Annotated in this window: 8 protein-coding genes; 7 read left to right on the top strand and 1 reads right to left on the bottom strand. The window is 60.8% G+C overall.

All coding sequences use genetic code 11. The features are described 5' to 3' along the window. Positions 1–41: 41 nt before the first annotated feature. From HMPREF2787_RS00325 to HMPREF2787_RS00305, 5 genes are all read left to right on the top strand, one after another. Positions 42–1511 (top strand): decaprenylphosphoryl-beta-D-ribose oxidase, encoded by a 1470-nt coding sequence (locus HMPREF2787_RS00325; RefSeq protein WP_016421825.1) that lies wholly within the window; start codon positions 42–44, stop codon positions 1509–1511. A 25-nt stretch (positions 1512–1536) separates the two neighbouring features. Next, complete coding sequence (locus HMPREF2787_RS00320; protein ID WP_070858091.1) at positions 1537–2298, top strand: decaprenylphospho-beta-D-erythro-pentofuranosid-2-ulose 2-reductase; 762 nt, start codon at positions 1537–1539, stop codon at positions 2296–2298. Between the two features lie 110 nt (positions 2299–2408). Continuing rightward, positions 2409–4430, top strand: coding sequence for a galactan 5-O-arabinofuranosyltransferase (locus HMPREF2787_RS00315; protein WP_070858090.1), 2022 nt, complete (start codon positions 2409–2411; stop codon positions 4428–4430). A gap of 132 nt (positions 4431–4562) precedes the next feature. Next, on the top strand, positions 4563–7961 hold the full coding sequence (locus HMPREF2787_RS00310; RefSeq protein ID WP_070858089.1) for an arabinosyltransferase domain-containing protein: 3399 nt from the start codon (positions 4563–4565) through the stop codon (positions 7959–7961). Positions 7962–8001: 40 nt separating this feature from the next. After that, on the top strand, positions 8002–9030 hold the full coding sequence (locus HMPREF2787_RS00305; protein ID WP_070858088.1) for a TIGR00730 family Rossman fold protein: 1029 nt from the start codon (positions 8002–8004) through the stop codon (positions 9028–9030). Between the two features lie 18 nt (positions 9031–9048). Here the strand turns inward: HMPREF2787_RS00305 and HMPREF2787_RS00300 are convergent, their stop codons facing one another. Next, entirely contained in the window at positions 9049–10014 is a 966-nt protein-coding gene (locus HMPREF2787_RS00300) for a glycoside hydrolase family 25 protein (protein WP_070858087.1), read from the bottom strand. 106 nt (positions 10015–10120) lie between these two features. Here HMPREF2787_RS00300 and HMPREF2787_RS00295 point away from each other — a divergent pair, with 106 nt between their 5' ends. Beyond that, entirely contained in the window at positions 10121–12154 is a 2034-nt protein-coding gene (locus HMPREF2787_RS00295) for a M13 family metallopeptidase (RefSeq protein ID WP_070858086.1), read from the top strand. A gap of 263 nt (positions 12155–12417) precedes the next feature. After that, a complete protein-coding gene (locus HMPREF2787_RS00290) occupies positions 12418–13419 on the top strand; it encodes a sugar-binding transcriptional regulator (protein ID WP_070858113.1) in 1002 nt (333 codons plus the stop codon). The last annotated feature ends 90 nt before the right edge of the window (positions 13420–13509 follow it).

Here is a 13509-nt window from a genome sequence, read left to right as displayed (position 1 = left end):
CACGGGCGACGGAGCCGGTGCAAGGGGGTAGCCTAGCCTTGATGTCCACTAACACTAACGGCAAGTCCAGCACCGATGCTTCGAACGGTGCCTACGGAGCCGTACACACAGAAGCCAGGACCCTGACCGGTTGGGGTCGTACTGCCCCCGCTAAGTCCCAGGTGCTGTCGACGCCGGACTTGGATGAAATCGTTAACGCCGTCAAGGCTGTCGCGGACCAGAACTCCGACAAGCCTGCCCACCTGCGCCGCGGTGTGATTGCCCGCGGTATGGGCCGCTCCTACGGCGACCCCGCCCAGAACTCGGGCGGTCTTGTCATCGACATGCAGAAGCTCAACAAAATCCACTCCATTGACCAGGAGTCGGCGATTGTTGATGTCGACGGCGGTGTCACGCTGGACCAGCTGATGAAGGCCGCGCTGCCCTACGGCCTGTGGGTGCCGGTACTGCCGGGTACTCGCCAGGTCACCATCGGTGGTGCCATTGGCCCGGACATTCACGGTAAAAACCACCACTCCGCAGGTTCCTTCGGCAACCATGTGCTGTCGATGGAGCTGCTGGTCGCCGACGGTCGTATTCTGCATCTCGAGCCGGAGGGCTCCGCAGATGACCCGGACGGCAAGCTGTTCTGGGCAACTGTCGGCGGCATGGGCCTGACCGGCATTATTGTCCGCGCTCGGATCAAGATGACCAAGACCGAGACGGCGTACTTCATCGCCGATGGCGACATGACCCACACTCTGGACGAAACCATCGAGTTCCACTCCGATGGCTCCGAGGAGAACTTCACTTACTCCTCCGCGTGGTTCGATGCCATCTCGCCGGAGCCGAAGCTGGGACGCGCCGCAATTTCCCGCGGTTCGCTGGCAACCTTGGCTCAGCTGGAGGAATACGCCCCGAAGCTGGCCAAGGACCCGCTGAAGTTCAACGCTCCGCAGCTGGTGACCGTGCCGGATATCTTCCCGTCCTTCACCATGAACAAGCTGACCATGATCAGCATTGGTGAGCTGTGGTGGCTGAAGTCCGGTACCTACCGGAACCAGGTGCAAAACCTCACGCAGTTCTACCAGCCGCTGGATCTCATCGGCGAGTGGAACCGCGGCTATGGTTCCAAGGGCTTCCTGCAGTACCAGTTCGTTGTTCCGCGCGAGGCCGTCGAGCCGTTCAAGGAGATTGTCCGCGATATCCAGCGCTCCGGCCACTACTCGGCACTGAACGTATTCAAGCTGTTCGGCGAGGGTAACCGCGCTCCGCTGTCCTACCCGATGCCGGGTTGGAACGTCTGCGTGGACTTCCCGATCAAACCGGGTCTCGGCGCCTTCCTCGATGATTTGGATAAGCGCGTCATGGAGTTCGGCGGCCGCCTCTACCTGGCCAAGGAGTCGCGCACTTCCGCCGCTAACTTCCACCAGATGTACCCCGAGATGCAGAGCTGGCTGGACACCCGCAATGAGATTGACCCACACGGTGTCTTCGCCTCTGACATGTCGCGTCGACTGGAACTGCACTAAGACAACCGAGAGGATTTAAGCCCCAATGATTAATGCTGTAGGCGCTGCCCAGTCCATCCTGCTGCTCGGCGGCACTAGTGAAATCGGTCTGGCCATTACCGCCGAGTTCCTGAAGAAGGGCCCGGCCAAGGTCATCCTGGCTTCCCTGCCCAACGATCCACTGCGCGAGGCCTCCGCTGAGAAGATGAAGGCCGCCGGCGCTTCCGAGGTGGTCACCCTCGACTTCGACGCAACGGACTTCGACTCCCACCCGGAGGTCGTCGATAGGGCATTTGCCGACGGCGACGTGGACATCTGCATCGTCGCGTTCGGCATGCTTGGCGACGCCGAGGAGCTCTGGCAGAACCAGCGCAAGGCTGTCCTGGCTGCGAACATCAACTACACCGGCGCGGTGTCGATGGGTGTTCTGGTTGGTCAGAAGTTCAAGGCGCAGGGTCACGGCCAGTTCATTGCCATGTCCTCCGTTGCTGGTGAGCGCGTGCGTCGCTCCAACTTTGTCTACGGTTCCACCAAGGCCGGCCTGGATGGTTTCTACCTGAACCTGGGTGAGGCCCTGGAGGAGTACGGCGTGAAGACCCTGGTTATCCGCCCGGGTCAGGTCCGTACCCGTATGTCCGCTGACGTGGACGAGGCTCCGTTGACCGTGAACAAGGAAGATGTCGCCAAGCTCGCAGTGAAATCCGTCGAGGCCGGTAAGACCCTGGTCTGGGCTCCACCGGCATTCCAGCTAGTGATGATGGTGCTGAAGCACATCCCGCGCCCGATCTTCAAGAAGCTGCCGATTTAAAAGTGGGGTTCGAGGGACTCGATAGAACTCGGCGGGGCTTGACGGGCTGACGTACCCACCTTTAGCTCCGCCGTTCGTCGGAGTCCGGTTCCTGTGCAAAACTTGAGGGCATGGTAGACAAGCAGGCCGAAACCTCGAGCGCTGACACCACGGGTGCCGACAACACTAGCGCCAACACAACGGGCGCACGATCCTTTAGTGAGCTGGTTGACGAAGATCGCTATGAGATCTTCAACGACGACCAGCTCTCCCTCAAGGCTGCCTTCCTCTACCTGGTCGCAGCGCTTGTGGGCGGTTCGGTTATCGCTCTGGCGTCCTGGTTTGTGTTCCACCGCCTGTCGTTGCCGGCCTTCGGCGGCTCGCAGCTGACCAGGGCGGTCGCAACAGCGCTGATTGTCATCACGCTGACGCTCACCACCGTCCTGCTGTATTTCTTCGCCACCAAGGGCAAAGACAATCGCCCCAGGTGGCTAACGTGGTTGACGTACCTGATGGCTTACATGTCACCGGCCATTCTGGTGGTCTCTGCCGTCGGTCTGCCGCTGGGCTCGACCAGGCTGTGGCTGGACGGCCTTTCTGTCGACCAGGAGTTCCGCACTGAATACCTCACCAGGATGGCCGCGGAGCCTGGCCTGCATGACATGTCGTACATCGACATCCCGTCTTTCTACCCCGCTGGTTGGTTCTTCCTGGGCGGACGCCTGGCCAATATCCTGGGCATTGCCGGCTGGGAGGTCTTCCAGCCCTGGGCGTTGATGACACTCGCCGCTGCTGGCTGTGTTTTGGTTCCGGTGTGGCAACGCCTGAGTGGCTCCCTGCCAGTAGCCACTGGCATTGCACTGACAACCACGGCCGTCGCCCTGGCCACTGTCGCCGATGAGCCCTACGCCGCAGTCGTTGCTATGGGTCTTCCGGCGATGACCGTGATGGCCTGGCGCGGTCTCACCGGCGCTTGGTCCGCCATGTTTGGCGTGCTCGTCTTCCTGGGTATTTCTGCGACTTTCTACACTCTTTACACTGCCGTAGGCGCGCTTATTGTGGTCGTGTTGGCCGTGGTCGCGTGGACGTCGTCAAGCTCGTGGATGCCTGTAGTGCGCCTGATCATAATGGGCGTGGGATCGATGCTGATTGCGGCGACGGTGTGGGGTCCGTACATGCTGGCGGTTGCGGCGGGGGCACCGCGCTCGGGCGCGACAGCGACGCATTACCTGCCGCCAGAGGGCGCGCAGCTGCCTTTGCCGATGCTCGCTGCCAGCGTGATCGGTGTGCTGTGTTTCATCGGTGTCGTGCGCATGCTGGTCAGCGCCACAGAGCCGGATGCGCGCGCGCTCGGCCTGGGCACGCTGGTGCTCTACGGCTGGGTAGTGGCCTCGATGGTGGCGACACTGCTCGGACGCACGCTGCTGGGGTTTCGCCTCACCGCACCGATTACGTTCATGTTGATCGCGGCTGGTGTGGTCGCGCTTGCCGACGCCCGTCTCAACGGCATCGAGAAGTACTGGCCGCAGACGGCACCAGCTCACATTGCCAAGCGTGTTTCCGCGGTAATGGCGGCAGTCTTGTTGCTGGCGGGCATTGGCTACGCACAGTCGATTCCGAATAAGTTGCATGGCGCCATCGACTTGGCGCATACCGACACCGACGGTAACGGCGAGCGCGCGGACCGATTCCCACCGAATGCCGGGGCGTGGTACTCAGCGGTGGACCAAACGCTGAAGGAGGCTGGGCTCGATCCGGCCCAGACAGTGGTGCTGACGGATGAGAAGAATTTCCAGGCACTCTATCCCTGGTACGGATTCCAGGCACTGACCAGCCACTACGCTAACCCTCTGGGTGAGTTTGACCGCCGTAATCAGGCGTTGGAGGAATGGTCGGAGATTCGCGACCCCGATGAGCTCGTGCAGGCAATGGACGAAACGCCGTGGCGCGGACCAGATGCCATTGTGCTGCGGGGCGAAGTTGAGACGCCTGATGGCGAGGATGCCGCTCCGCTGACGTTGGACATCGCGGATGATATCTATCCGAACAATCCGAATGTGGTCTTCCGGAGCCTGAATTTTGCCCGCTCTGCATTTGAGAAGCACTGGGAGCTAAACCAGGTCGGCCCGTTTGTAGTGGCGGTTCGCAAATAGGTGTTGGCAAGTAGATATTGGGCGGCTATCCCCTGCCGCAAACGTGATTCCTGTTACTAATGTGGAAACTGTGATGTAACTTTCGCGTTGCAAACTCAAAGAAAAAGGCCAATTACCGTAGTATCTTTCCTTGTGACTGCCGAAACTAAAGAAATCAAAGAAAGTGTCGACGGTTCACCCGAAGTGACCATCGACCGCGTGGAGAGACCGCCTATGGACGGCCCCTCTCCTACGACACTGACTCGTTGGACAGCGATTATCGCTGGAATCGTCGGTTTCATTTGCTTTGTCATCACACCGTTCCTCCCGGTCGTGAATACTCAGTCCTCCGTGTCTTGGCCTCAGCGCGACACATTGAACTCAGTGGATGCGCCACTCATGGCGCAGGCACCGTTGGACCTGAGCGTCGATTTGCCTCTGTCGCTGACGGATGAACTTTCCGACAAGCGGACAACCCTATTGTCGACTATCCCGCCGACCGCGGATAAGCCGACCAAACGGGGCTTGATGGTGCGTTCGGGCAAGGACGGCCTCGACATCATTCTGCGCGATAGCGTGGTGATGAGCCTGGATAAGAAGGAGCTTGCCAGCAACAAGAGCAAGATCCTGGAGATCCGCTCAAACGAGCATGAGACCACCGTCAACATCGACGGTGGTAAGAATGCCGATGGCGAGAAGCTCACCGCGGTCGTACACGGCGATTACCGTCCGCAGGTCACCGGTATCTACACTGACCTGCCCGCTGACGGCGACGCGGCCAAGGCCGTAGCCGATGGACTCGATGTCCACATGAACATCGACTCCCGCTACACCTCACACCCGACAGTGGTGAAGTACATCGTCATGTACTTGGGTCTGCTTCTGACGCTGGCTTCTCTGGTCGCGTTAGCTCGCATTGACCGTATCGACGGTTCCTCCTTCACTCCGCTGTTCAAGCGCGGTGCGTTGAAGCCGACTCCGCTGGACATCCTGGTTGGCACGATTTTGGTTGTTTGGCACTTCATCGGTGGCAACACTTCCGATGACGGTTACATCTTCACCATGGCGCGCGTCTCCGACGAGTCGGGCTACATGGCGAACTACTACCGTTGGTTCGGCGCTCCTGAGTCACCGTTCGGCAGCCCCTACTACGACCTGCTGTCGCTGATGGTGAAGGTGTCCACCTCATCTCTGTGGATGCGACTTCCTGCGCTGCTGTCCGCACTACTGGTGTGGTTCATTATCTCCCGCATGGTTATCCCGCGCCTCGGCGACCAGATTGCCCAGCGCCGGGTGGCCTACTGGTCTGCTGCCGGTGTGCTGCTGGCCTTCTGGCTGCCGTACAACAACGGACTGCGCCCGGAGCCGGTCATTGCTCTGGGATCCCTGCTGACCTGGGTATTTATCGAGCGCGCAATTCTAACTCGACGCCTGCTGCCAGCTGCAGTCGCAGTGGTTATCGCCACGCTGGCACTGGGCTCGGGCCCAACGGGCCTAATGGCAGTTGCTGCCCTGCTCGCAGGCATCCCGATGCTGGTGCGCATTGTCGTTGAGCGCCATAAGGCTCTCGGTGGTGGATGGCAGGCCCCACTGATGCAGATTGCACCATTCCTGGCCGCGGGCACCGCCATCTTGGTCGGTGTCTTCGGCGACCAGACTTTGGCCACGGTCCGCGAGTCCATTCGCGTCCGCAGCATCATCGGCCCGTCGGAGCCTTGGTACAACGAGTACGTCCGCTACTACTGGCTGGTGCTGCAGTCGGTCGACGGCGCGTTCCCGCGTCGTTTCCCGGTTCTGATTGCACTGGCGTGCTTGAGCATCACGATTGCCGCGCTGCTTCGTCACCGCACCGTTCCGGGGGCTCTGGCCGGTCCGTCGGCACGCCTGGTGTTCATGTTCATCGGCACCATGTTCTTCCTGACCTTCACGCCGACAAAGTGGACGCACCACTTCGGCGTATACGCGGGCATCGCGGCTTCCCTGGCAGCACTTGCCGCCATGGCCATTAGCCATTGGGTAGCAGGTAACCCGCGCAACCAGCTGTTCTTTGCCGGTGGTTTCACCTTCATCCTCGCTTTCTCGCTGATGGGTATTAACGGCTGGTGGTATGTGTCGTCCTACGGTGTGCCGTGGTTCGACAAGACCATTCAGTTGCGCGGCCACCAGCTGGGTTCAGCAGTATTGGCTCTGGCCTTGCTACTGCTGCTGGCTGGTGCAGTAATGAACTTCGTCCAGGAGTTCCGTGCCAAGCCGAAGTCGCAGGAAAAGTCGGCACGCGCGCGGCGCATCAATGCAGTTGCATCGTCCCCGATTGCGGTGACGACACTGTTGGTGACGATGTTCATGGTGGCTTCGCTGGGCAAGGGCGCAGTATCGCAGTACCCGGCCTACTCGGTCGCCGCGGGTAATATCCGCTCCTTGGCTGGTCAGACATGTAATCTGGCGAGCGATGTGCTGATGGAAACCGATCCGAACGATGGCTTCCTGAATACCGTCGATGGCAACCCGCTAGCGGAATCGCTGCGCGGTGGCGGCAAGAGCCGTGGCTTCGACCCGAACGGCGTCCCGTCAAACATGAAGGCCGAAGCTGTGGACACCAGCCAGAGCCAGGCAAGTACTGCCGACACTGATGATCAATCTTCTGATCCGGAAGCCACAGTTGAGGGCGGTTCCGCGTCGGGCACCGACGGCGGTAAGCGCGCCGACAAGGGTGTCAACGGCTCGCAGGTCGAGCTGCCATTTGGCTTGAATCCGGATAAGGTGCCGGTGCTTGGCTCCTACTCCGAGGATATTCAGCGTCCTGCAAGCCTGGAAACTTCCTGGTTCCAGCTGCCTGAGATTGACGAGGACCACCCGCTACTCGTCGTATCGGCGGCCGGCCGTATCTTCCACCACGACATCAACGGTGTGGCTCAGCCGGGTCGCAAGCTGGTGGCACAGTACGGTCGCAAGGGCGGCGACGAGGACGGCTTCGAGGTCCTCTCCGAGTCGGAGCCGATTGATATCGGCCCTGCTCCGACCTGGCGTAACCTGCGCTTCCTGACCGAGGAGATCCCAGAGGGAGCCACCGCTGTGCGACTGGTCGCGGAGGACAATGATGTCTCCGAGGATCAGTGGCTGGCGCTGACCCCGCCTCGCCTGGCCGAACTGCAGTCGATGACTGATGTCATCTCACCGGAAACTGCGACTATCCCGGACTGGCCGGTTGCCTTCCAGTTCCCGTGCCAGCGTCCGTTCGACCACTACGCCGGTGTCGCGGAACTTCCGGAGTACCGCATCACTCCGGACCGTGGCCTGAAGGTCGTCGGCGCAGATGTCTGGCAATCGGTCGACGGCGGTGGTCCGCTCGGATTCTCCGACGCTGTGAATGAGGCTACGTCCGTACCGACTTACCTCAAGAACGACTGGCGCCGCGACTGGGGTTCCGTCGAGAAGCTCTCGCCGCGTCCGAATAAGGACAAGGTCAAGCCGGATGTCGCCGAAATTGAGTATGAAGATATCACTCGCTCGGGTCTATACTCGCCCGGGAAGATGATTGTGAAGGATCCCTAGGCGAAAGAGCCTCGGCGCTTCCTTCACCTAAGGAGCCCGCGTGACTGCACAAACCCGTTCCATCGTTGTCGCCGCAATGGTTGTGACTGACCCGGTGGGGCGGGTTTTGTGCGTTCGTAAGCGAGGTACGGATACGTTCATGCTGCCCGGCGGCAAGTTCGAGCCGGGTGAGTCCGTCGATAACCCGGAGGTCACCGCCGCGCGCGAGGTCTCCGAGGAGCTCGGCGTGGACATCGACCTTTCGCTGTTGCGTCCGTGGAGTATCGCCCGCGCAGCTGCTGCCAACGAGGCGGGCTTCGAGGTCGTCGGCCACCATGTGCGCTATGTCGGAGAGTTCACCGATGAGCTGGCGAACGTTCAGCCCCATGCCGAGATTGAAGAGGTCCGCTGGCTCGACCCCTGGCTGCCGACCGGGAAAATCGCCCCTATGCTGGCCGAGACCACTCTGCCGAAGCTCCGCGAAGAGCTGCCGCAGCTTGCCGCTGGCCGTGAACAGCCACAGCGCGCACTGTCGTCACTAACTGTTTTCTGCGGCTCCGGCTTCGGCAACGATCCCGCCTGGCGCGTCACCGCCGAACGCCTCGGCCAGACACTCGCGAAAAATCGAGTGGAGCTCGTCTACGGTGGCGCGGCGATTGGTCTTATGGGCACGGTTGCTAACGCAGCGCTTGACGACGGCGGCAGCGTCACAGGTGTCATCCCCGAGGTCCTGGTCAAGAAGGAAATTTCCCATCCGCGGCTGACTCACCTGGAAACTGTTGCGACTATGGCCGATCGAAAGTCGCGCATGTATGAGCTCGGCGATGCTTTTGTTGCGCTCCCCGGCGGTGCGGGCACACTGGAAGAGTTCTTCGAGGTGTGGACCCAGCAGCACCTGGGGATTCATGCCAAGCCAGTGGCGTTGCTGGGACCTTCGGGCTTCTGGGAGCCCCTGTTGGCGCTACTGCGCAATGTTGTGGATGCGGGCTTTGTGCGGCCGGAGCTTCTCGATGCGCTTATCGTCGTCGACGACGTCGACAAGCTCCTGCCTGCGTTGATTGCGTGGCGTGCGGGGCGGACGAAGTTTTAGCCTACCCCCAGCACACGGCTAGTGAGCAGCAGCCAGCTGCTGCAGCTCAGCTTCGGTGCCGTTGAAGACGTCCTCGTCCACGATGGTCGGGATGCCATCAATGCGGCCGGTGGAGGAACGCTGCCAGAAGGCCATGCTCTCCCAACCGCCCGGCAGCGAGGTCGGAGCGCTGTCTTCGTAAGCGGCGAGCCACAGCGGGTAGTCGGTGAAGTCGGTCGAGTTACCCATCGGGTTCTGCCAGAACCAACGGTAGGTGTAAATCATCGGGGTTTCGCCGGTCTTTTCCTCGACGCGCTCGAGGAAGTCCTTGGTCCACTTTTGCAGCTGGGTTGGGTTGAGGCCATTGTCCAGCTCGATGTCCAGCACAGGCGGCAGTGTCTTGTCTGTGGAGATTTGTTCATCGCGCTGCTGCAGTGCTTCTACGTACTGGTCAGCCTGCGCGGTTGCGGAACGATCCGGGTGTGCCTTGTGGTAGCTGCCCACGTACAGGCCGGCCTTCGCAGCCGCGATGGAGTCCTCGAGGAAGTACTTCTGGTCACCTTCGACACCGTCGGTGGCCTTAATGAAAGCGAACTTCTGGCCGCTAGCTGCGACCTCGTCCCATTTCAGCGCGACACCACCTGGGCGCTGCCACTTGGAGACGTCCACACCGGTCGGCCCCATGTGGAAGCCGGTGCGCGCCGAGTTCGACGATGCACTGGTAGCCGAACCAGTTGAGGAACCGTTGGCACCAGAGCCCTGCGGCTCCTGAGCATCCGACACCAGCGGCGCATCGGTGACGCTCGGTGATTCGGTCAAAAAGTCGAGCGACCCCTTGGAATCAGCAGCGGACGGGTTGGAGTGTGCAGATGCGTCCTGAGGTTGCGCGTCAGCCGGTGCAATAACACCCAAGGTCAGCGGCGCAACGGCCACGATACTTGCCAAAGTGGCGCGGCCCGGGCGTCGCTTCAGCACCGCGGTCGCGGAAAGTGGAAGAAATTTCATGGTTTGCACCTTACCCCCTAAACCTCTTCCGCCCCATTCGTAAGCCTAAACTTATCCCGTCCCTCCAGTCACAGCTTCAATCCGCCCTTGCCCCTAGACTGGCGGCATGACAAATAGCACTAATACTGAGACCCAGTCCGCAACGTCCCAATTCTCAACGACTTCTCGCCCACAGGATGACCTCTACTTGGCCACCAACGGTGAGTGGATTAGCAATCATGTCATCCCGGCTGACCGCCCCATCGATGGCGCCTTTTACAAGCTGAGGGATGAGGCGGAGGAAAACGTCCGCGAGCTCATCACCACTGCCGCCGATGCGGATCCGAATTCCCGCGTCGCTTGCTTGTACAACTCTTTTATGGACGAAGCCGCTATTAATGACGCCGGCGCTGCTCCGCTCGCGCAGGACTTAGAAATGATTGCCTCCGCCGAGAACGCGCATGAGCTGGCGTTGGCACTCGGCCGCCTCGACCGCCTCGGTGTCGGTGGTGCGCTCGGGTACTGGGTAGAGAAGGATTCCGGCTCGGACCTGGATGCTCTCTACCTGCTGCAGTCGGGCCTCGGCCTCCCGGATGAGGCTTACTACCGCGAGCCTGGCCACGCCGACACTCTCGCCGCCTATGAGCAGCATGTTGCCGCTATGTTGAAGCTCCTCTCCTCGCATGACGACGGCGCGGGGGACCTCTCCACTGCACTTGCTGCATTCGAGTTGGTGGACCCGGCCGCTGCGGCGGCGCGCATCGTGGCTTTTGAAAAGCGCATTGCCGCTGGTCACTGGAATGTGGTCGATACCCGCGACGCACTGAAGACCTATAACAAGACCGCTATTGCTGACCTCCCCACCGGCTTCCCGGTCGCGGAATGGCTCGCGGCCACCGGTGTCAATGAGACGAACCAGACTGCCATCGACACCATCGTGGTGATGATGCCGTCGTACTTCGAGCACTTGAGCAAGCTGTGGCAGGATACTGACCTGGCAGATCTGCGCCTGTGGGCGCTGTGGCGCGTTCTCCACCAGCGTGCTGCCTACCTATCGGATGACTTCTCTGCGGAGAGCTTTAACTTCTACGGCCGCACCTTGCAGGGTTCGACCGAGCAGCGTGCACGCTGGAAGCGTGGTGTTGCCTTTGCCGACGGTGCTGTTGGCCATGACGTCGGCAAGCTGTATGTGGAAAAGCACTTCCCGCCGGAGTACAAGGAGCAGGTCCTGGAACTGGTGGACTACCTGCTGGCGGCATACCGGGAGCGCATTTCGGAGCTGCCGTGGATGACGAAGGCGACGCAAGAGCGAGCACTGGAGAAGCTGTCGCTGTTCAAGGCCAAGATTGGTTACCCGGAGCGTTGGCGTGATTACTCGGCGATGGAGCTCGGGGATTCACTGATGGACAATGTCCGCGCCGCCAGTGCTTTTGCGCACGATTATGAGGTGGCAAAGCTGGGTACTCCGGCCAATCGCGATGAGTGGCATGGCACTCCACAGACGGTCAATGCCTTCTACAATCCGGTGGTCAATGACATCACGTTCCCGGCTGCGATTTTGCAGTCGCCGTTCTTCTCACCGAACGCTTCCCCGGCGGAGAACTTCGGTGGTATCGGTGCCGTTATTGGTCACGAGATTGGGCATGGTTTTGATGACCAGGGCTCGCAGTATGACGGGCACGGCAACCTCCACCAGTGGTGGACCGATGAGGATCGCGCAGCTTTTGAGAAGCTGACCGCCGCACTGGTCGATCAGTACGAGGGACTGGTGCCGCAGGCACTGCGCGAGCAGGCCGAGGAGGGCGCTGACCTGCCCGGTGTCAATGGCCGCTTCACCCTGGGCGAGAACATCGGCGACTTGGGCGGGCTCGGCATTGCCGTCGTCGCTTTCCGCCGTTTCCTCGCTGCCCGCGGTGAAGAACTTGGACTGGAGGACGCCCCAGAGACCTACCGTGACCTGTTCAAGCAGTGGGCACTGGTCTGGCGTTCTAAGATTCGCCCGGAGTTCGCGCGTCAGCTGCTTGCGATTGACCCGCACTCACCAGCGGAGTTCCGCTGCAACGTCATTGCCAGCAACATCGATGAGTTCCATGAGGCCTTCGGCACTTCAGCGGGCGACGGCATGTGGCGTGAGCCGAATGAGCGCGTGAATATCTGGTAATTCTGCGGGAACCAAACCTGCGCTGCGTTCCCCTCCGGCGCCTTCGGGAGGGGCCTCCGATGCCCTCCGACACCCTCCGGGGAAAGCCAACGCCTCACCGTTTACTACAAATGCAAAAGGTGACTTTTTGTTTTTGCAAACATGGAACTAAAATCACAGGTGAGGCGCACGCTTTCCCGATGATCAAGTCGGGCAGGGCCACAATCAAGCGAGGTTCCTGTTACAAGTGCGCTTGCTAAGTGCTCTTGTTGGAGGAGGCCGCTGTGGACAGTCGCGACATCCAGGCACTCACCGCCGTCAAGCTCTATTACGGCGAGGGGCTCACACAGTCTCAGGTTGCAACCGAACTCGGGGTTTCCCGCCCAACGGTCTCTAAACTGCTCAACCTTGGCCGTGAGCGCGGTTACGTGCGCATTGAAATCCACGACCCGCGCGAGGAAGCCTCAGAGACCGCGACGCAGATGCGGGATCGCTACCAGCTCAACGATGTGCGCCTGGCGCAACCGGCACGCGCTGGCAACGCAGTCTTACTCCGCGAGTTGGGGCGTGTGGGCGCCGAGCTTCTCGACGAGCTGGTGGTCGACGGTACCCTCGTCGGTGTTTCGTGGGGTAAGACCATGTACTCCGTATCCACGCAATTGAAGTCCAAGGATGTCTCGGGCGTGGAAATTGTGCAGCTCAAGGGAGGAATGAGCCACTCTGATAAGTCCACGAACGACATCCGCACTATTGGCGGTTTCTGCCACGCTTTCCACGCCTATGCCCGCACATTGCCGCTGCCGGTGATTTTCGATTCGGTCGAGACCAAGCGCATCGTGGAACAGGATCGGTTCATCGCCAGCGTTTTGGCGCTTGGCCGGACGGTGGACATTGCCGTTTTCACTGTCGGCGCAGTCGACCATGATTCGCTGGCCTTGAACTTGGGGCAGCTGTCGGCAACCGAAAAGGACTTACTCGTGGAGCGCGCAGTGGGCGATGCCTGCTCACGCTTCTACCGCCCGGACGGTGGCATTGCGCTGCCAGAGGTCGATGCCCGCACGGTAGGTATCAGCCTCTCTGACCTGCGCCGGATCCCCACTCGGGTACTTGTGGCCGGTGGCGCACACAAGGCCGAGGCTATCGATGTGGCCCTTCGAACAAAGTTGGCCACTCACTTGGTCATTGACGATGCCACCGCCGAGCGCCTACTTTCGCTCGACTCATCGGACTCACCGGGCTCGCCAGACTCACCCACTAGCTCCACCCCTCCCTCTGCCACGGATTAGCTGTCTCGGGACGCATCAGTACAAAGAACTGACACCCGGGCCCGAGAAGCGTCTTTGTCCTCTTCGACCGATAGACTTAAGCGAGCGCAC

The sequence above is a fragment of the Corynebacterium sp. HMSC061H03 genome (genome assembly GCF_001838215.1).
In the GTDB taxonomy this organism is placed as follows: Bacteria; Actinomycetota; Actinomycetes; order Mycobacteriales; family Mycobacteriaceae; genus Corynebacterium; species Corynebacterium jeikeium_D.
This window is presented reverse-complemented; position numbering and strand designations above follow the sequence as displayed.

Excerpts from the sequence above, each read along its gene's own strand:
- HMPREF2787_RS00325 (WP_016421825.1), top strand. The coding sequence starts at position 42 with ATGTCCACTAACACTAACGGCAAGTCCAGCACCGATGCTTCGAACGGT.
- HMPREF2787_RS00320 (WP_070858091.1), top strand. The coding sequence starts at position 1,537 with ATGATTAATGCTGTAGGCGCTGCCCAGTCCATCCTGCTGCTCGGCGGC.
- HMPREF2787_RS00315 (WP_070858090.1), top strand. The coding sequence starts at position 2,409 with ATGGTAGACAAGCAGGCCGAAACCTCGAGCGCTGACACCACGGGTGCC.
- HMPREF2787_RS00300 (WP_070858087.1), bottom strand. The coding sequence starts at position 10,014 with ATGAAATTTCTTCCACTTTCCGCGACCGCGGTGCTGAAGCGACGCCCG.
- HMPREF2787_RS00295 (WP_070858086.1), top strand. The coding sequence starts at position 10,121 with ATGACAAATAGCACTAATACTGAGACCCAGTCCGCAACGTCCCAATTC.